The sequence below is a fragment of the Microbulbifer maximicatervae (SeqCode) genome, assembly GCF_052467305.1.
This window is the reverse complement of the sequence record NZ_CP174306.1, coordinates 1575748-1598590: the sequence shown is the minus strand read 5'-3', so window position 1 is coordinate 1598590 and position 22843 is coordinate 1575748. Positions and strand designations below refer to the sequence as shown.

The window sequence follows — 22843 nt, the reverse complement described above, 5'->3', positions numbered from 1 at the left end:
TGGGTAAAGGACTTGCACCTCCAATATTTTACCAATTTATCTCTACGTACTGGGCCCCTCAGAATGTGGACCCAGTGATAGTAAGCAGCAAAAACATAAAACTTTCACATTGCTTCATAAATACGAGTATATAAATAATAAACTATTAATCATCACTCCCTCGTGCCCACATGAATTTATATAATCCAGCAGGCGGTTCACCTCCGAATGGGAGTGGATTGTGAGTCCCTCCAAATAGTCGCTTAGGTATGTTATACCTACCAAATACTTCATGGTGGTAATCAGCCGCCTCTTGAACGCTCAATAACGCATTAGTATCAGCTTTTACTGCTTTCACATGGGCTCGAGCAATATCCAATCCTATTTGCTCCATACTTACTGGAATATTATTCTCAGATATATAGCCTTCCAAACTACTCCAAGTATATTCAGCTCCCCATTTATCGACTACCCCCATAATTCCTGGCGGATTATAGTCGGGGTCCCACCCAAGTCTCCCTACCCTTGACAGCCAATCCCCTGCTGCATATCGTGATTCCCAGAATCCAATCAAATCACGATCATCTAATAAAGCTTCATCTTGCTCAGTAATCACAGAGCACTTCAGGAGTGGGCCTTCCAGCCCTATAATTTCATTCACCCCACCGCCTACAACTTCTACTAGACCTTCAGCAGCCCCTCCAATTATTTCGAGAAACTCAAATCCGGGTTTTTCATACTCTACTTTCTCCCAGCTCGTATCAAGCGGCTTAGTCCACTCAATAACCATATCTAAGTCACCTTCTTGAGTATCTATAAAGTAACCCAACCCAATTTCTGATAACTGCCTACCAAAAAATAAAGAGCTCAATCCCATTGTATTTTCAGCTCTAAATTTAACTTCGTCACCAATTCTCACCGCGTACCCTTTCCATGAGCCAACAGCATGTTCTGCAGAATTCAATGTTCGCGGCGCCCTATCCAACCAAGTAAAAGTGTAATCTACTTTATCCATTCGATCTAAATAGTTTGGAGCTCCATCAAATTTATTATAAAACCGCCACTCAAGTAACTCAGCCCCATGTCCTTCGCTAAAGACCTTAGACATCTCACTATCAGGTCCAAAATAAAGACTGTCTCCGCCCTCACTACTCAACCAGTAATTAACCGTATCAACAAGCGGGCTCAAATCATTTATTTCCTTGAGAGTCATTCCATTCTCGTATACGTAAGCAGATGTCAAACCGTGGCCTTCCTTCCACCAATCGCTTACATCAAAGCCTGTGAGTATCGTATATTCACCACTAAAACCTGTAATTGCTTGTAAATAATCAAAATCCGGCGTCGGAGCAGACGTAAAACCTATCTCCACACGCTGACGGTTTAAAGTCTCTGCAACTACCTCAGCGCTACTTTCGGCCTCAGCCGTATGGACGGCGGCAGTTTGGGCCCGCGAGACGAGTTGCGTTTCGGTTTTAGTTTGCTGGGCCGTTTGAGCTACTTCGACAGCGTGCTGAGGCGCAGGCTCTGTTGCTTGGCCGACAGCCCTATCAGCAACGGGCTCAACGGCGATCGGCGATTGGCGCACCGGGGCAGACAGGGCGTAACTCAGGTGGGAAACCGCAGCATTTTGTGCCACTGACGCGAAGCTGAATTTCTGATTCCATACGCTTGCATTCATCGCTTCAGTAATAGAAGTGGACAGGAGTGTTTTAGTCATCTTCCAGCCATCGGCAGCCTGGATGAAGAAGTCTTCGGCACTATTCAAGTTTGCTGCGCCGTAGTTGCGTGCTGCATAGCTCATCTCATACTCAAAATTGCCATCCATTCCCCCTTGAATTGCACCACTAACCCCTGCCACGGCTACCGCGCCCCAGTTAAAGCTATGCTGGTCATCGAAGGCCATATTGATGCCTTGGCCAATCACATTCTCTGTAATTGCGGCACCCACCTTATTGCCGGAGAGGAATCCTGATGTGCTGCCAATACTGCCCTCCGCACCCGATAAACTCCCCAGGCCCTCCATCACACCAAAAGTCACCATACTGGTCACACCGGCTTTGGCCACCCCACTCCAGTCGAAGCCGCTCTGTAAGCCCACGGCCATACTGGCCACCTGCGTGGTAGCGGCAACGGCGGCTCCAGCGGCAAAGGCACCCGCCGCACCGGCAGCGACAGCACCTGCACCGGCAAGTGCGCCCGATACCGCACCATACACCCAAGGCCCCAAATACATCGAGGCCACCACAGCAACTGCCAGCACAATTACCTGGGCCAAACCACAACCATCGGAATCAACCGGTGGTGGTGGCGGTACATCGGGCAGGGTTGGACTGATATCGCCCAGCTGTAGGCTGCCGTCTACAGGACGGAAGGTGTCGGCATTGTTATGGATATTGGTGACTACGTTGGGCAGTTCCAGGCGCTGTCCCCGGGTCAGTACTTCATCCCCACGCAGACCGTTGGCATCCGCCAGCAGGTACCACAGGCTGGAGTCTCCCCAGATCGTGGCCGCAATAGTTTGCAGGCTTTCACCGCCCTGGGCCTCGTAACTGGTATAGCTGGCGGCCGGGTAACTGGGGTTGATCGGCTGGAAGTTCTGGTCAAAGTCTGCCGATTGCACCGCCTGTACATGGTCGCCGTTGTCGTTTAGGTGGCGGTTGCCGCTACCGTCAGTTTCCGCCAGCGCTTTCACATAGTCATAGCGGCTCGGTACCCGGTCATTACCCACATCCCCCACGGCATGGCCGTTAAAATAGTAGAAGTGGCGCATCTCTCGGCCGAAGGGATTCTCTCCGCTATCGCGAATCTCCTCGCGCACCAAGGTGCGCCCCTCTTTATCGGTGACATAGGCCATGGCGCGCTCACCTTCCACATCGTAGACCCGGCGTATATGGCCGTTGCTGTCATAGGTGTAGTAGGCCTCACCGCTCTCCCACTGGGCGCGCTGCTCCGGGGTGAGATCAGCGTTATCGGCGTTGATCACTACCGACTTAGTTTTGTAGGTGTCCCACTTCTCGTAACTGTTGTGCAAGGTGGTGACCGTGGGCGCTGCACCATCTTCGGGATATGCCCTGGTAATCGAGGTATCCACTGTTGCGCCATCACCGAGGAAGGTGTTGCGCATCCGCGTAACCTCATCGGTCGCCCGACCGCTGTCGTCATAGCGGGTCGTCTGGTAACCCAGTAGGGTGCCATCGGCATTGTGATGATTCTCGGTCACACTAAACAGGGTGCCATCTGAGTCGTACTCGTAAGAGGCGGTCACCTGCCCTGCATGGTTATTGACTCGTTGGGCGCGCAAGACAAAGCCGCTGCCCTGGTCGATATGTACGGTGGTGACACGGCCATTGGCATCATAGGCGTACTGCTCGCGAATGCTGCCATCACTGGCGCGCACAGCTTGATAACGCTGATCCAGGCCGTTGTAACTGATCGCGGTTCCACTCTCTCCCATCACTATCTGGCCGTCCTGGAATTCGCCCAGGGTCAGGGTAAAGCGGTTGTTCTTGTCGTAGGTGTAATAGAACGATTGGGTTTCCCCTTCGATAGTGCCGTCTAAGTTATCCACATAGCGGCCGTTGTAAACACTGCTGACACTGCGGCGATTACTAAAGGCATCGAAGGTGTAGTCGATCTGGTAGGCATTTCCGTATTCGTCGTAGCCCTCAATGCTGACAATACGGCCCTGCTCATCGTATTCAGCGTTGCTGTGCTGATACACCATGCGGTTATTGTTGTTATACAAGTCGTTAGAGCGGTAATAGAGCTCACCGATGCGGTTGCCCGCCTTGTCATAGCGATACTCGGTCACCGCCGGCGCCACCGTATCCCCGACTGCGGCCTGGTCCCCATCGACCAGGCCGTTGTTGCCGTAGTCGAAGGTGCGGAACAGGTTGCCGTTGTGGTAATAGGTGTAGCGAATATCCTGGCTGTTCCGGTCCTCCCACAGGGCGTCGCCGCTCATACCGGTATTGCCTGTCTGACGCGACAGCCAGCCGGCATAGTTATAGGAGTATTCGATGCGGTGACCACCTAAGTCGTCGTGCCAGACCGCTTTGCCAAAGTAGTCGCTGACATCAGTAATCACGTCTTCGCGGGAGCTCTGGCTCCAATTGACCGCGACGGTACCGCCCATACCGGCTCTGGCCACCGAGGTGATATAGCCCCCCAGGCGCACCTGGATGGCGCCGCCCTGGGCCTGCTCGCCGCTGGCGGCGAGCACACTGCGCGTGACATAGTCACTCCAGGCGTAGGCGTAATCCGTCACCTGGCCGCTGTAACTTGTGTACTCCAATACCCGGCCGAGACCGTCGTAGCGATAGGTCTCCTGTCCAACTGTGCCGCTGGCACTGGCATCGCCCGTATTGTCAAAGCTGGAATTGAGCACATAGCGGGTGTCGCCGTAGAGGGCGTTGCGATGGCGAATGCGATTGCCAAACTCGTCGTAGTCCCACTCATCGTAGTAGGCGGAGGCGCCGTAGTTGTAGTCGATCGCCCGGCTGCTGTCCTGGAAGCGGTTCATCCGCACCAGCTGGTTGTTGGCGTCGTAGTGGTAGGCCACCTGATAGTAGAGCGCACCGGTACCGCTGCCGCGCTCGCCGGCCCGGTAGGCCAGCTGGCTGGTCCCCTTGAGGTTGCCGGCCTGGTCGAAGGCCTGGGTATCGTAGTCTCCCACCGCGTCCTGGCTGGCAACCAACAAGCCCGCAGCATAGTCCTGCAAGCTCACCTGCTCGTGCTTGATGTTGTAGTTGTCTACAGCGGTGCGAGTGGCGCTGCTGGCGCCTGCGGCGGCTTGCGCGGCCACTTTTTCCATCACCGTCTCGCCGTAAGCGTTAACGCCGTACACAGTGGCGGTGTGGGCGCGGAAATGGGTCATCTGCTCCGTGTAGACATCCGCCTCTGGTTTCAACTCCTGCACCACATTGCCGCGCTTGTCGTACTGGTACAGGGTGGCATTGCCATTGTTGTCGATAGAGGCCACGGTTTCGCCAAAGGCGTTATAACTGGCGTGGTGGGCAATCAGTGTCTCGTCATTGGCGGCACCAGTCAGTTGCAAGGCAATATTGCGGACTGCCTGGCGGTTATACATGCCCACCTGGGAGTAGAACACCGAGCTATTCGCGTCACCATCGGAACTGGCACTGCGGGAGTAGGTGTTGGAATCTACCTCTTTAATAACACGATTTGTCAGGTCGGAGACCGTGCCTGGTTTACTGTTGTCAAAAGTCCCCTTGGCCTCATTGATCACGGTGCCACTACTATCTTTGACCGTCATGGTGAATGCCAGGCTACTGTCCGCTAACTCTGAAGTATCGATATTGGCCATACCGTTGACGACCTCAGCCACCAACGTAGTAGCTCCAACAGTAAACTCAACGGTTTTAGCCTCATTGGAGAGGTCGAATATCCTCACATATTCATCGGAAGTTAGAGTCGGACCCTCATGCCTAGACGGGATACTGACACTGCCCCACTCCCGGCCAAAGGTATTGATCGACACCTCAATGTCACCACTGGGTTGTTCATACCCACCGGTAGTTTTAACATCGCCATAGAAGGTATAAGTGCCATTGCCGGTAATTTCACTGGTTACCCCATCGACAGTAATCGTCGCTCCCTCAATCACCGGGTAGTTGGAAATCGTGACAGTTACCTGTTCTTGGTAGGTATATCTATAGAGTTGCCCATAATCATCGGGATCCCCCACAGGTTCACTACTTATTATCCCTACAACCGCAACACCGTATTCAACGGTCATCGCCTTGGAATCCACCTCGCCCGGATGGTCGATCGTATCCTGGCCGCCCACGGCCGTATAGCGGGTCTCTTTGGTTTTAAGCGAATCGGAATAACTTAAATCAATACTCTGGCCACTGCCCTGCTTGGACGCCTTATAACCTGCTGAAAGCCAGAAGGTATTCACCTCCGGCAGGTGCTCCAGGCCTACCCCTTCGCCCGGCAGGCCGACACTGCCGTCCTGGGTAGTCGCGCCGCTGCTGTAGAGATCAACGGCATGCAGCACCAGGCCATCTGGGGACAGGAAAGTCAGCGACAGCGAGTGCACTCCGGGTGCCAGGGCAATTTCCATGCCGTCGCTCCAGTCGTACTGGGTGTTATCCATTACCACTGCGCCCTCGGCATTCTTTGCCAGCACCTGCACCTTGGCGGTGCTGCCAAAAACATCGGCCACATCCGCACTGGTGAGACTGAGGGTGTTATCTGCCAGGGCCCAATCCAGGCTGGGCATCAGCGCCAGGGGGTTATTCTGAGCGTCATCCAGGATATCAGCGGCCTCATCATCGCCGGCCTGAAGGAAATTACTGGTGACGTCGTAGTTATAACTCTGGGTGGTCACTACCACTTCGCGCCAGCCGTACTCGACGCCGTCGTGGGACAGGGGTACAAAAACATGCAACTGTTCAATAACCGCTATATGGTCCGTTTCCACGGTGATTGTACGGCCGCTATCCAGAGTCACCTGGCGGCTGGTAACGTACTCCAGAGTATCCCGCTCGATATAACCGCGGCGGGACTGTGTACTACTGCCCTCTAAAAGCCACTCATTGTTACCGAGTAACTCGTCAAGTCCCTGCCGCTGCTCGGCAGTAAGGCCCAGCTCCTCAAAACGAAGCCTGTCATCATTTTCATCCAGGTAAAGAAGCTCATCACTGTTGTCCAACCAGGAGTTGGCACTGTCCACCGCCTCGGCATCGCCGGGGTTGCTGGTATAACCGCGCCCCTCATCGTCGACAAAGTAAATACTGCTGCGCTCGGTTGTTTTACTGCGCGCCGCAGGTAAAGTGAGTACATGACTGGCAGCCACACTAGTGCTTGCCGGCATGTCCCCGCTGCCCAGGTCCACCCACACGGAGCTACTACTGGAGTGGGTGGTCTCCCGATTGCGGGCACCTACGGTCGGTACACTGCCACTGCTCTCGCCATAGCTAACCTCGTTTTGGGTTTCGCTGTCGTCGTTGTCGACATTCCACCCCACATCCAAATCTGGATTGTCATCCGGTGTCGCCAGTGGGGCTTCCACCACGGTGATCAGTTGATCTTCCTGGTCGTAAAGGCTGTATTTCCACTGGGTCTCACTCTGGGTGGTCTCGTTCAGCGCCTGCTGCACGGTGGTGACATCTTCCAGGCCATCGTTATTGATGGCGGAGATTTCCAGCGTGGTGTTGCCGTTTTGGTCATACAAGTAGATGCGCGGGGTGCCATTGCCGCTGTTGGTTTTAAACAGGCGACCCAGCTCGTCGTAGACAAAGTACTCCTGGTACTGGTGCTCTGCGAGGCCCGTGCGGCTGGCGGTGTTGATGCCCTTGCCAACAATCTGCCCGTGGGTGTTGTAGGCGATATCGTGCTGCACCCGGTCACCACTATCGGTCTGATCGGCACTGCTGACGCGGGCGGTCTCGCGGCCCTGGGCGTCGTATTGCAGCCAGGTCACCACCTGGGTCTGCTGGTTGTCGATATCGGTTTGGTAGCTGGTCTGGTAGACCGCATTGCCGAAGGCATCGAAGACAAATTCCGTGGTGCCTTGGTAGTTGGCATCGCCGCGATTCTCCCGCGCATCGCGAGTCTCGGTGCGCACGCCCAGGGCGTTGTAGCGGTGGCTGGTCACCTGGTCGCTGTCGTTGTGCACTGTCTCTGCGGTGCGGTTGCCATACAGGTCGTAGTGATAACTCACCGTGGCGCGCACGCGGTCGCCGCTGTAGTCGGTGTACTCCGCGCCCTGGGTTTGTGCCTGCTGGCCGAGGGCGTTGTAAGACACGCTCTCCGTGCGGCTGTCGCTGGCATTTTCATCCCCGTCGTAGCGCACCGCGGTGTCTTGCAGGCCGGTTTCGCTATAGCCGTAGCGGGTCACCAAATCGCTGCTTACCTGGCTGCGACTCAGGGCGGTGCCCGAGTTGCTGATACGGGAGAAGGATTCGCCTTTGAGGCGCTCCTCCAATAGCAAGCCGCGGCCGCTGTAGACATACTCGGTGGTGCGCAGCTCTTCGTCATATTCCTCAGAAGTGAGGTTGGCAATCAAACCATCGCGATTGTCATTGTAAAGAGACTCCAGCCAGGCGTGGCGCGCCTCATTGTCGGCGGGGGCCCCGAGGCCATCAAAGTTGAGGGCCATGGCATAGCGGGTTTGCGCGATTACTTGGCCGAGACCATCGTAAACAGATTCAGTGACATAGCCGAGGCGGTCTACCATCAGCACTTGGTTGCCGGCGGCATCAAAGAGGGCAAAGCTGGGTTGGTCTTTGCCGTCGATCTGGATAATGCTGTTGCCATTGGCATCGTAACTTACCTGATACCCCTGGGTGCTGCCGTGGCTGAAGCCCTCTTGCAGCTCGCCCTGGTCGCCGCTGGTGGAATCCGGGTCGACCAGGTTGTTGAGGTCAAAGAAGATGCCCTCGTCGCTTTCCGTTCTCACCAACAGGTTGTTGGCGTTGTAGTAGAAGTGCGTGCTGCGCCCGGTGGTAAGTTCGCGATCCTGTAGCGCCAGGGCATCGTGGCGCCAGTGCCCGGAGGCACTGTCGAGATCCAGTGCGGCTGCGCTGCCGTCCCAGGTGCTGCCGTCGATGTGCAGGCGCTGGTCGTAGCGGACTTCCGTGGTGAGGTTCCCGGCGGCGGTATACACGTTAAACGTGAGGCCGCCATCGGCATCCAAAACCAGTACCTGCTGATCCAGGCGATTGTAAACCGAGGCGACAGCTTGGATCTGGCCGTGCTGGGTGCCGGAGACACTGCCGTCGCTGTTGAGTGCGGCTCCACTCAGGCCGCGCTGGCCTTCGTAGACCTGGCGGCCCAGGGCGTCGTAGCGCACTTCGGTAACCTGGCGCAGGGTGACCTGGCCGATCGCGCCATCAAAGTCCGGCGTGTTCAATGCACTGTTGCTGGCGGCGGCAAACTCCGGTCCGATAGAGGTGATCATCCGGCCGCGGTGGTCGTAAGCCATCTCGGTGGTGCGCAGGCCCTGGGAATCGGTTTTCTCACTGGCGGCACTCACATCCCAGTAGCGCCCCTGAGTCATCTCCACCCGGTCAAAGGCGTTGTAGACATATTCGGTAATGGCGCGCACTTCTCTTGTCGCGGTGCTGTGGGCGCTCAGCGCTGCGGCAAACTGCGGTCCAGTTTCCTGGGTAATGCGCCCCTGGGCATCAAACTGGTAGTCGGTGCGGGCGCCGAGGGCGTCGATGGCCGCAGTGCGGTTGCCGGCGGCGTCGTATTCATAGCGGGTCTCACTGGCGATTGCCTGGGACGCAATCAAGTCGTAACCGTATTGCGTCGTCGAGAGTAGCTGACCCCGGTTGTCATAACTGTTGGTGGTGTAGCGGTCGCGCACCACATCCTGTTTGCCACTGAGCAGTGCGTCGAGTGCGGCGGCATCCAGTGCGGCAATATCCACATCGTCAGCAAGCTTCTCGGCGTAGCTGCGCACCGCCGCGGCCTGGCCAAAGGCGTCGTATTCATAGGTCGTTACAGCGCCATTGGGCAATACCTGGTGGGTGAGACGATTGTTGGCATCGTAGATAAAGATGCCGGTATTGCCGTTGGGGTCGGTGGTGGCGACGATATTGCCAAAGGCATCGAGCACCGAGTGGGTGCTGCCACCGCGGGCATCCACCTCAGCCACTTTGCGCCCCAGTTGGTCGTGCTCCTGGGCGCTGACATAGATCTCACCTCTCGGGCTGACCAGGGTCGCCAGCTCATCGAAGTGGTTGTAGCTGAAGTAGGTCGTGGCGATGCGCTCGTGCCGACCGAGGTCAGCTTCACCGAGGGCGGCGCGATTGGCAATGGTGTCACTCTCGGCGTCTGGCAGACCCGCAGTCTCCTCTACCAACCGCCCCAGGGCGTCGAAGCCACGGTAGGTCACCCGCTGCTCGGGCAGCCCCTTGGCCTCGATCGTGAGCCAGGTTTCACCGAAGGCGGTGTAGCGCTGTTCAGTAATCACTCCGGCGCTGTCAATGGTGAGGACCACTTCACCACGGGCCGAATAGGTGTAGCGGGTCGAGCGATCCTGGGCGTGTGCCAGGGCACCGGTATCGATACTACTGGGTTCGCTATTCAGCGGGATCGCCTGGCTGTAATGGGTCTCGGTCAGCACCTGGCCCAGGGCGTCGTAGTTCCAGGTGGACAGGTAGCCCTGAGAGCTATTGCGCGGTACCAGCTGATGGGTCAGTCGACCGGCGGCATCGTAGCTGAGATAGGACTTGTAGCCGAGCTGATCGGTGATCTCAGTGCGGTTGCCCAGAGCGTCGTAGCCGTAGTACTCGGTAAAGCTGCTGAGTCCGCTGCCATTCCAAACTTGCTCAGTGATGCTGGTTTTGCGTCCAGCGCTGTCGTACTGGGTAACGAACACTTGGTCGGTGGCGCTGCTGCTGCCAATAGACAGGTCTCCAGCGCGCAAGCTACCCCAATCGGCGACAGCGGGTACGCTAATTCGGTTGGCATAGCGGATAACCGTCTCGCGGTTATCGCTGTCGCTATAGCGAGTCTCGGTCACATAACCGAGGCTGTCGACACTGTGGGTGCGGCGCCCGCTGGCATCGTAAATAAAGAGGCTGCGGCGATTGTTGGCGGCATTGGGGTCCAGGTCTGCGGTGGTCTCACTGGCCAGGGCAATGGCCCGGGCGTAGGTGATCTCTCCGGCCACTTCGCCACGGGCGGTGTACAGGGTCTCGGTCACATAAGCGTACTGGGCCCCATCCCGCTCAAAGACCTGCAAGCGGTGGGTCTGGCGACCGGCGGCGTCGTATTGGTAGCGGGTCTCCCGATCCAGGCTGGTATCGCGCACCAGGTCGTCGACACTCTCGGTAGACGGATTGATTTTGTGCGCATAGCGGATCTCCGCACTGACGCGCCCGGCAACATCGTAACGGGTCTCGCTCACCTGACCCAGTGAGTCAATGGTGTAGGTGAGCTGGCCGTCGCCATTGTAGATATAGCGGGTGCTGCGCTGGGCCACGCCACTGTCGAGCAGTGCGGCAATCGCCTCGGGGGCGGCGCCACTGGCGATGTTCGCCGGCAGGTCTGCGCTGTCTAGGAACGCACCGTACTGCACCTTGCCAACCAATTCGCTGGCCGCGTTGTACTGGCTCTGCACCAGGGTGTACTGCGGGTTGTCTGGGTTGCCACTGGCGGAGAGGGTGTATACCGCGCGGCCTTCGGCGTCGTATACCGTATAGCTGGTATGGCCGAGGGCATTGGTCACGGCGGTGCGATTGCCATCCCGGTCGTACTGGTAGTGAGTTGCGATGGCCAGCCCATCCGGGTCGACCGTTTCACTTTGCACCCGTCCCAGTTCGTCGTAACTGTACACTCGGGTGCGGGTGTAACTGGCGGTGCCCGCCACGCCGCCACTGAGATAACCCTCGCGCATCTGCAGCAGGTTGCCCTGGCCGTCGTAGTCAAACTCAGTGAGCAGGTTGAGGCCCGAGTTATCGCTGCTGGCATCCACGATCACCCGCACCACGCGGCCGTTGTGATCGAATTCCGTGCGAGTCACGCTGCCACTGGCATCCACCGTCTCTTCAAAGCGGTGGCCGTAGCGTTGGGTCGTGGTGAGGTTGAGTCCACCCACATCCTCGGTGCGGGTCAATACCCGCCCCTGGGGGTCGTAACGCATCTCGGTGCGCACACCGCGCTCATCCAAAGTGGCGGTGAGCTGACCTGCGGCGTTGTATTCACTGCGACGCATCTCACCCAGTCCATCCTCGGTACTGACCAGGTTGCCCTGGGTGTCGTACTCATAGCGCGCCTGGCGGTGCCAGCTGCCATTGGCGTAAAGGGAGACCTCGAAGGTCTCACCGTGAATGGTAAACAGGGTTTCGGTGTGCACCCCCTGTGGGGTGGTCATTTTCTGTGAACGACGCACATCGTCATAGCTATAGATAGTGGTGCGATTGAGCGCGTCGGTGCGGGTCAGGACGCGGCCGTAGGCGTCATAGCTCAGCTGGATGCTCTGCCCCAGCGCATCGCGCTCCTCGACCACCTGCCCCAGGCGATCATAGAAATACGCGCGCTGGTTGCCCCGCGCATCCGCAGTCGCCTGTACTTGGCCGAAGGCGTTGTACTCACTGCTCGTGGTCACCGCTGTATAGGCGCCGTAACTCAGGTGCGTACTACTGGTCAGCACTTCACCGCGGCGGCTATAACTGAAGTCCGTCTGCGCAAAGCGGCTGTTGGCCCGGTCGATGGCCTGGCTGAGGTGGGTGCGCTCGCCGAAGGCGTTGTAGGTAGAGGTGCTGGTAAAACCCTCGCCGTCTGTGCTGCTCATCAGCAGACCGCGCTGGTTGTACTCGCTGCTGGTGACGGTGTCCCCATCGCTGGCGATACCCTCGACCAAGCTGTCCAACTGCGCCGCATTGCCATTCAGGTTCAAGCTGTGCAGCAGGCTGTCGCTGAGGCGATTGGCGTACTGGCGGCTGCGGATCAGTTCGCCGAACACGCTGTAGGCCAGCTGGCTGACCTGCCACTCCAGGGTCTCCGAGCCCGGTTTGAACACCGGCGCAATGGTATATTTCAGTTGCCCGTCTTCGGTGTAGGCATAATAGGTGGTGTAACCGTTGGCATCGGTGCTGGACAAACGCCGCCCGGCGGCATCGTAGCGGTACCCTTTGACCTGCCGCCCCAGGTGATCCCACTCACCGGTCACCCGCCCGTGTACATCGTACTCCCAGTGGGCGTCGCGAGTGGCGCTGTCATTGGCGCTAAAGGTCGCATCGCCCTGGTAGTTGTCCAGGTAATTATCCAGGATCGAGCCGGAAGTTATCGCGAGACCACTGCGGCTGCTCTGCAGCTGGCCGTCGGCGGTATAGGTGAAGTGACTGGTATTGCCGTAGGCATCGGTGCTGTAGGTCACCTGGTTGCGGCTGTCGTAGCGCCACTCAGTCACCTGATCATCATCACTGCTCAGCAACTGCCCGGTGGTCTCTGTAGTGACCTCCAGGGTGCCGATACGACCGCTGCCGCGTACCAGGAACATGCCGATATTGAGCAGTTCCACATCCGGGTCCAGGGAGGCCAGGTCCGCCTGTAAGTCCCGCTCGAAGGCGTGCCAGTTACCATCCAGATAACTGGCATCCAGGGGGAACTTGTAGTAGGTGGTCCCACCAGAAGAAGTATATTTTCTTGGACTGGGCTCTGTAGAGCTGTATTCGATATAGGCTCTGCCCTCAGTAGTCTCCACCCAGAAGAAAATCCGGCTGGGGGCACTGAGGTTCATTTCAACGCGAACTTCAGCCGTGTCCTCAATTCCCCACCAGCTCTGGCCCGCACTCTTTTTCAGCTTGAAGCCGTCTCTGGTGCCCGAGCCGGAAAGCTCAACCACTTCCCGCTGCATACGAACATCGTATACCTTCTCTATCGTGGCACTGCCGGAGATCTGGGCGTAGATACTCCAGCTGTCCAGTCCCTGATCTTCTTCGTTAAAGCGGTGCTGGATAAAATTGAGGCCCTTGAGGGTGAGGCGCGAAGCGTCGCCGTTCACCACATCGAGTGCGTTGTCGAGGCCGTTGAGTGCGCTGGCGTAACGAATGGTTTTCACCCGGTTGCCGGCGACATCGTACTGGTGCTCGGAGAGGTAACCCTCTGCATCAATCTCGGCGACTTCGCGACCCTGGGCGTCGTAAATCCAGTAACTGGTGCGGTCGTTCTGCGCGTCCACCACCGGGCGCAGGGTCTTCAGGGTACCGCTGTTCAGCCTGTGTGCGCTCTCGCTATAGCTGGCCACCCGGTTGGCATAGCGGGTGGTTGCCACCAGTTGGCCGGCGCGATTGTAGCGATACTCAGTGAGATAACCCTCCTGGTCCAGTGTGCCGCTGACCCGTCCCGCCTCATCGTAAAAAGTGCGGCTGATACGGGCATCGGCCAGGTCCACTCCGCTGGCCGTGGCGCTGAGATATTGGGTATAGCTGTCGCCGGGGGCGAGGGTAAAGCGGCCCTCGCCGCTCTTGCTCACAGCGACACCATCCACATCCAGGGTATAAGACAGGCGGTATTCATAGACACCGCTGCCATAGAAGTCCTTGTCCAGCTCCACCGTGCCATTTTCTGCATCCACCGGCAGAGTAACCCACTCACCCTCGGGCAGTGAGCGAATGGATAGCTCCACCCCACTGGCGCTGTAGGACGGGTCCAGGGCCAGGGTTAAACGGGGGTTTTCCACCATTTGCAGCTGCCGCCCCACCTGATGTTGGAAGGGGTCATCCACCAGACTGGTGCCATCGTTGTAGTGGCGGGTCACCTGCACGGTGTAATCGCCGTCGGGCAGCGTGGCGCCCATCAGCAGGTTGAGGCGGCCGGCAAAGGAGCCATCGCGCAGGGTGGCGGGATCGATCCAGGTCTGCACGGGGGCGCCGATGGCCGTGCCGGTGGCATTGTCGATCACCACCGCCTCCATATAGGCGATCGCCGCCGCCTCCTCGGCACTCAGGTAGCCCTCAACGGCATAGCCCTCCGCAGTGCTGCGGTGATAGGTGGGCATTTCCCAGGTGGCCGGGGTAATACCGCTGTCGTTGGCGGCGAAAGCCCCAGACAAACTGCGCAGCAGGCGATCGTTGTCTCCGTAGCGATTGCTGTCCAGGCGATGGGTGCCAATCTCAATGGTGCCGATACGGCCGCTGCCGCGCACCAGGAATCCATGTATTTTTTCTACCTGAACATCGGAATCCAGCAGGGCTACATCGGCAAGAATGTTCCGCTCGAAAGTATGCCAGTTACCGTCTAGATACTTTGCTTCTAGAGGAAACTTGTAATAGCGAGTGACACCATCAGGGGCAAGGTAAACTCCCGGAGCGGAAATCTCTGAACCATACTCCACATAAGCCCACCCAATAGAGGTCTCTATGTGGTAATAGAGTTTAATAGGGCCGGTTAGATTAATCTGCGCGCGCGCGACCACCCCATCACCGATATTCAAGTAATCATGGTCACTGTCGTTATAGATTCTAACGCCGGCATCAATCCCCTCCCCGGAAAACTCGATGACTTCCCTCTGCAAAATGGTGTCATAGACTTTCCCTAAAGACGCATTATCAGAATCGTCTTTATAAATTTTCCAGTGATCCAGATTGAAGTTGTCGGCGCTGTTATAGGTATAACCGGCATAGTCGGTAACACCGTCCCGGTAAGTGACAACCCGATATTCGTAATCGCCGTTGAGGTCATTCCCCAAATTAGCGCTGAAGTGGTCGCCGTTTTGCTGCACCGCAACCCGCTGCCAGGGATTCTCGCCACTGACAGGGGTATCGGTCGTAATTTCTACGGTGCCGATACGGCCGCTGCCACGCAGAATAAATTTGCGGAAAGCCTGTATTTCTTCAGTGGGGTCCAAATAGGCAATATCGGCGAGGATATCCCGCTCGAAGGTATGCCAGTTGCCATCCAGGTATTTATCATCAAGGGGGAAGGTATAATAAATATGGCCGGAAGCCACTAGAATATAGGGCTCTGTGGCCTCTGAATCGTACTTGGCATAGGCGATACCGCTGGCGGCCTTACTGCTGTCCAACTGGTAGTAAATTCGATATTCACCTTCACCAGCATATTGCATCTCAACGCTGGCCTTGACCCCATCGGCAATATCCCAAGAATCCCTATCGGCATTTTTACTGAGCGTAAAGGCATTATTGGCACTATCACCGGAAGTCTCCACCACCTTGCGCTGTAACTGGGTGTCGTACACCTCCGTCACGGTGGCTCCCGCCGGGCTAGAGTCAGAAACCCGCCACTGCTTCATATCTAGGTTATCGCCGTTGTTATAAGAGTGACGTACAACATCACTCCCCCCAACCCGGCGGTACTCCAGATAGGTGACTTCATCGGCTTCACCGAGGGTAATCGCACCGATACGGCCACTGCCGCGCACCAGGAAACGATCGATCTCTAACAACTCAACATCCGGGGCCAGAGTAGCGAGATCCTGGCGCAAGTCACGCTCGAAAGCATGCCAGTTGCCATCCAGGTATTCGGCCTCCAGAGGAAACTGATAGTAGGTAGTCCCCGAACCAGTGACATTCACCCTGGGGCTGGATATTCCAGAGCTGTACTGGATATAAGCACTGCCCGCAGAAGTCTCCACCCAGAAAAAAAGATTTGTTGGCGCACTCAAATTAATTTCGGCGCGGACCTGGGCACTATCGCTGATATTCCATGAGTATTGGTGGGCGCTCTTGTTGAGTTTAAAGCCATCGTCGGCACCCAAACCGGAAAGCTCGACCACATCCCGCTGCAAGAATTCATCGTAAACCTGGGCGACAGTGGCAGTACCAGATGACTGCCTATAAATTTGCCAGTTATTAATATCCAGGTTTTCGCCGCTGTTAAGGACATGGCGTGGAATATTGAGCCCACCTGACTGAGTGGAAAAAACCGAGTCAATTTCTACAGTGCCGATACGGCCACTGCCGCGCACAACCAGCTCTCTAATGCTCTGTATTTTTTCACTGGGGTCAAGGGAGGCGACATCTGCAAGAATATCCCGCTCAAAGGTATGCCAGTTACCGTCCCGATAGCGAGACTCCATAGGGAAGGTGTAATAAATATTGCCACTGGACAAAACCTGAATATAAGGCTCTGTAACTGACGGGCTGGAGCTGTATTTAACATAAGCTGTCCCCGTAGATGCATTGCTACTGGCCAGCTTGTAATACAAGTTAACCGGATCATCAGCGGAAAACTGAACCTGAGCGCGGGCAATACTGCCATCGGTAATATTCCAGGAGGCAAAACCTTCCTGCCTCAGGGTAAAAGCATTATCCGTGCCGCTACCCGAGACTTCTATTACAGAGCGCTGTAGTTGAGGGTCGTAGACTTCCGCAAGCGTTGCCCCGGCAGGGCCGGAGCTGGAAATTTTCCAGTGCTCAGAATCCAAATTATCAGCCGTGTTATAACGATAACGGGAAAAATTCTGTGCACTCAGACCCGCATCGGACCAATTGACAATATCTACTCGACCAATACGACCACTGCCACGCACAAGAAGATTATTAATACTCTGTATTTGTTCATCGGGGTCCAGAGAGGCTACATCCGCAATAATATCCCGCTCAAAGACATGCCAGTTGCCATCCCGGTACTGGGCCTCCAAAGGGAAGTTATAATAGATTGAACCGCTGGTAGCGCTTATGGATATAGAGGGACTGCTAATGCTTGAGGAATAGCAGACATAGGCAACCCCGTTACTTGCCTTACTACTGGTCACTGTATAATAGAGCCGCGTATGCTCTTCACTGGAAAACTGAATTTCAGTGCGAACCACGCGGCCATCGGTGATATTCCAGGAATTCCCGGCTTCATTTATTCCCAGTTTAAATCCATTATCTGTGCCAGTGCCGGATACCTCCACCACTGAACGCTGCAACTGCGAGTCATAAACTTGTGCAACAGTCGCCCCTGCAGGACTAGCGTCATAGATACGCCAGTGATTGATATTAAAACTATCTTCACTGTTAAAGGTATGACGGGAGTAGCTGTGGGAACTCAGATTGGGATCAGACCAGTGTATCACCCGGTCTTGGGCCGGTTGCTCACCGATCTCGACGGTAAAGGGCTCTTTGCCGACGGTGCTGTCATCGTCGTAATACAGGGTTAAGGTGACACGATAAGCCTGGCCCGGGGGCAAGTCACTGCCGACCGATAAATTTACTTCGCCATTATAACTGCCATACAACTGCGGCCAGGTCTCTGCGCTGGAGATCAACTGGTTATTTTGATCGCGCACTTCGGCAACGATTTTTTGCAGGGCTGGGCTGGAACCGATTGTCACCGGGTAACCAATAATCCCCACTCCAGTGTCTTCCTGTAGAGAGACAGTGGTGTACTGGAAATCAAAATTACTGGTTTTCGCGACCCCTTTATCTACGGTGAGTGACGGATCGCCAATCGTTTGCTTTACTGTTTGTCCGTCTTTCTCGTAGCGAATTCGGAAATGGTAGCTCCCCTCAGTGATACTGCCCTCATCCACATCGCCGAGTACGACTTTTAAATCACTCCCTTCGTCATTGACCAAGACACTGCGCCAGTCACCGGGACTATGTTCATACTCAAAAATAACACTGGTGCCTTCGGGGCGCGAGCTGGCAGGCCAGCGGAATTCAGTAGGGTGATACTCGGTTTGGTTACCTACTTCATAGTCAAAGCGATTGGTGCCCGAGGAACGGCCACTCAAATCATAGGTAGTCACCTCCACTTCATAGCGGCCATTGGCCAGCGCGGCACTGCCGGCCAGATTGAGATTACCGTTATAATCACTACCACTGGCATCCAACCAGCTTAAATAATCCGCAGGGTAACTGGAACTGGTTGCCACAAGACTGCCGGTGACCTTATCCAGTACTTTAACATCGGCACGGGAAACTGCGGCGGCCTGGGTACGGTTAAAATAACCGGTGACACTAGAGGAATTTGCTACAGTATTATAGCGAACGGCATCAAACTCGAAGACGCTGGTGAAGTTACTGTTATTGTCGGAAGTACCGCTTTTATTAACCGTAAATTCGCCACTAGAGCGTTTCACTATTTGCCCAGCATCACGGTACTCTATTCGAAATTCATAATCACCATTTTCCAGCACATCGAGAGTCGCCTGGTGATTTTCGCCACTCACTACCGGAGATACACCGGTCCAGCCTCCACTACTTCCCACCAAACGATATTTAAACACTACCGCCGCACCATCGGGCTGGGTTTCCTTGCTCCATTTAACTACGGTTCTATCATAAGAGTGCTGGGTGCCCTGTTCGTAGGTAAATATATAAGGGTCATCATCAGGTGTATTATCTGTTTTAGTAATTGTTAACGTCACCGTATAAACCCCATCGGGGAGTTTATTACCAATACGCAAATTTACCCTACCGTTCCACGACGACATATCCTGTGGGTAGGTATAGGTCGTATACTCAACACCCGTTACATCGTTCACAGACACTGCTTTTATTTGCTTAATGTCTGTCCTGGTCGAATAGCCCGTTAACGCTGAAGAATTGGATACAGATTCCGTCTTCGCCTTAAAATTGGTCGATATTTCCTGACTGGTGCCACCGATCGCAGTAAAGGTATTAGTCCCTTCCTGTTTAGGTGTGCTGCCCGAGAAATACTGTACTTTATATGTGAGACTGCTACTGGGGGGATTATCAATTGCAACGGTATTGCTGTTGCCACTCATGGAGATATTTTGGCTTACCCAGGAGCCACTGCCGTTCCGATAATAGAATTTAGTAGTTTCCCCTATTCCTGTATCGGGGTCATCCCATTTGATGCGGGTGCCAACATTAAAGGATTTTGTTGACATATAACGCGTTAAATACGCTATCGCATCGATACCAATTTCATCATTACTACTAAGCTCAGGGTCTTCAATACTGTCATATCCACCTGGTGGAGGAGTAGGCTGGTATTTGTACACCTCTTCAAGCTTAACTTTAACTTTATAACTTCCTGTTGGTAAATTATCACCATAGTGATCTGTGAGCTTAATACTACCGTCGAAATTACGGCTAGTGGAAGTATAACTAAAAGTATCGGTATAGCCACCGGGGAGGCTCCCACCGTCATTGCGACTAACCTCCACAGTAACCTTAAAATATTGGAAAATTTGAGGATAAGTCGTTCCAGTCAAAGCACTCACACTTGAAAAAGCATCTGCTTTTAATTTGGTGCTACTAGAAGCAGAGTCAACTTTACTACTTTCAGGATAGACCGTGACTTTTTTACTTTGTGTCTCTGCGCCGTCGACATTGCGCACCGCAGTGCCGGAGAGATCCATCCCGGTCGGGGGTTCAGCCGCGCGGCTTGTGTGATTGTTGTAAATATCAATCCTGCGGTTTTCGACCGCCGTATATTCCTCGGCAACAATGGTACTGCTGGCATAGGTATAGGGCTGTACCGGTGCACGGGTATAGGCGGTGGTAATTGCGCTGCCACTGACCGATTCTGTCTGGGTATTTTCCACTCGCTGGTAAACAGTGCCGTACAACGTGTAATCGTTACGGGCCGTGCGTGTGCTGGGACTGCTATCCAGATCGACACTGCCTATATAACTGGCGGTGTCGCGCTGGTTAAACCCTGGGCTATCTGCCTGGGCATAGCTCTGCACCGGCTCCACCCAGTGAGTGGCACTGCGGCTGGCAACCGTGAGACTGGCATCGTTGGAGGCATATTTTGCCTCTAACGAATCCGTCGTTTCTGCGGCGGGATCTTCAATATAAAGATTATATCGGGTGCTGCTCAGCACCTCGCCCTGGGCGGTGTACAGGGTTTCACTCAGGTAGCCCTCTGCATCGACAAAGAAGCGCACCCGGTCGGCATCATCATAGTATTGATAAGTGGCGCGGTCGGCGCTGCTATTGGCCGCCGGACGCAAATCCTCCAGGCTGACACTCTCCTCAATACCGACCAGGGCATCGCCGTCTTTAATCAGCAGGCTCTGCAACTGGGTGCCACTCACCGGGGTGCTATAGTGCGTGGTTTGTATTTGCCGCCCCTCGGCATCGTAGTGGAATTCCGTAATTGCGCCCGAGGCACTGATCACCGCCACCATCTGTCCTTTATCATCGTAAAGGCTGTGGCTGACGGCTCCGGCGGCATCCTGAGTGGCCCGAATGCGCCCGAGGTGATCGTAGAAATACTGGACCTGCCCGCGAGCACTGAGGCCGTCGCGGGTATCGTGATAGACCTCACTAATCAGACTGCCGTTGGTGGCGTAGGTGCGGGTTACCTGTAAACCATTGGCATCGGTACTGATAATCTGCGACTGAGCGTCATTGTAAATACTGGTGCTGGTGTAACCCTTGGCATCGGTACTACTGAGCAAACGACCGAGCCCGTCATAGACATAGCTGGTTTTATAACTGGAGGAATCTGCACCTGTGCCGCGGGGGTCCACGGTGTGCAGCAGTTGGCCACGGGCATCATAAACGGTATAGCTGGTGGATTCAGTACCATCGAGAACGCCGTCCCCATTCACATCCACGGTACTGTAATCAGTAACGCTATAGACCTGACCGCGGAAGTCCAAACGGGTATCACTTCTGCGCGTGGCATTTTCTAGTTCGCTACTGAGTATGTCCGCCTGGGTTTCCTGCGCCCAGGTATTCAGGGCACTGAGACTAAAATCAATATCGTAACTGACGCTTGCCTGGGTGTAGGTATCCACCAAGAACTGATCAAAGTAGCCGTGGTGCAAGTAGGTGATACTGCTGATAGTGCGCGCGGTAGCGGTTGCGTCGTCGTAGCGGGTCTCTTGTACCGTGCCGTCGTGGCCTACCACATAGCGCAGGCGCTGCATGTCGTCGTAAACATAGTGGGTTACCCGGGGGTCTGCTGGCATTTCCTCGCCATCGCCATCGGGGTCCGGTTGCAAGTAGACCGTTTCCTTAATCAGCTGGTTATAACTGTCGTATTCCCGCTCGAGCGTATTGCCCTGCCCGTCGCGCAGCAGGATTTGATTGCCGCGACTGTCATATTCGTAAACCGTGGTATTGCCGCTGTGATCAGTTTTTGAGGTTAAATTACCTTCATCGTCATAACTGTACTGGGTACTCTCGCGCACGCCATTTTGGTCTGCGGGGGCTTTTAATTCGATAACCCGTCCGGCGCCATCAAAAACCAATTCCGTTTGCGGCCCGATCCAGCTGCTGGCATCGGATTCGGGGTTAACCACTTGAGTAATTTTGGTGGTGTTATTTTCCAGGTCATAGCTATAGGTGGTGATACGCCGATCGCTGCCATCCAACTCTTCTGCAAGACCGGAATTAGAGTGGCGACCACTGCGCACTTCACTGACCCGATAATCTCCCAGGCCGTCGACATCGACGTACATAAACACCATGTAGTTGCCATCGCTTTGCTCAATCGTGTGAACGCGATTACTGCTGCCGTCATAGGTGTATTCGGTACGGTATACATTGCCATCGGCAATGCTGTTATCTTGTGGGGTTAAGTCAACGGTTACTGAGTCCAGCCGCCCCTGACTGTCGTAGCTGTAATACAGCCGCTGCTGAGCAGCGCCATCGGTGCTAACACTAACACCGGTAACTTTACTGCCGCTGTAGCTAATGGTGAAACTCTGCCCAGCCGCATCGGTGATGCTATCGACCAAGCCGCTGCTGTTATGACCAAAAACCAGTTGCCGGCCCTCGGCATCCACGCGGGCCACCATTTTCCATTCGCCATTAACCTGACCGTATACTTCTTCACTGCGACTTGAGCCCTCACGCCAGACCCATTGATTGCTGCCACTGTCATAAATGATTTGGTCGTGGGCACCGGCGCCGTCACTTGAAACATAGGCCTGTTGATGGGCATCAAACTGGTAAATTGTTTCTGAGCCATCACCACCGATACGGGTAACCTGGCTACCCGTCTGCCCGGGACTGCCAATCAGGTTGATCAGCTGGTTGGAAAAATTGAAGCGAAAACCGTCGTTGTTATCACCATCAATCTGCCCTTGGCTGTTGTAGGTGCGCAGCATGGACAAGTCGAGGCCAGCTGCCGCTACAAATTCATCTTGTTGGCGCAAAACCAGGTTGCCGGTTGAGGCGTTCACATAAACAGACTCACGCCCTTGACCAAAACTCGCTGAACCGATACCGGTCTTTGTACTATTGAAAAGACCCAGTACGTCTCCGCTGATAATAGCAACCATAGAGATTCCCCAAAAACTATTCCATTTGACTCTGTCGCGGCATCTACCACTGTGGGCCACTTTATCCGCGTCGCTTTAAATACATATCCATCAGATTGGGGGAATCGTGCAGATATTTTTTTATTTTATTCCTAAAAGCTCAAAATACATTGATTTCATGACTTACTAGCTAACTTAACGGACAACCTCCACAAGCAGTGATTTTAATCACATACATCT

The 22843-nt window shown here is 55.0% G+C and carries 1 protein-coding gene; it reads right to left on the bottom strand.

The window, feature by feature from the left end:
* Positions 1-145: 145 nt before the first annotated feature.
* The gene (locus ACJJI4_RS07210) at positions 146-22624 is read right to left on the bottom strand and encodes a hypothetical protein (protein ID WP_444927570.1); all 22479 of its coding nucleotides are present in this window, start codon (positions 22622-22624) and stop codon (positions 146-148) included.
* Positions 22625-22843 lie beyond the last annotated feature (219 nt).

Coding starts and splice junctions, on each gene's coding strand:
- ACJJI4_RS07210 (WP_444927570.1), bottom strand. CDS start 22,624: ATGGTTGCTATTATCAGCGGAGACGTACTGGGTCTTTTCAATAGTACA.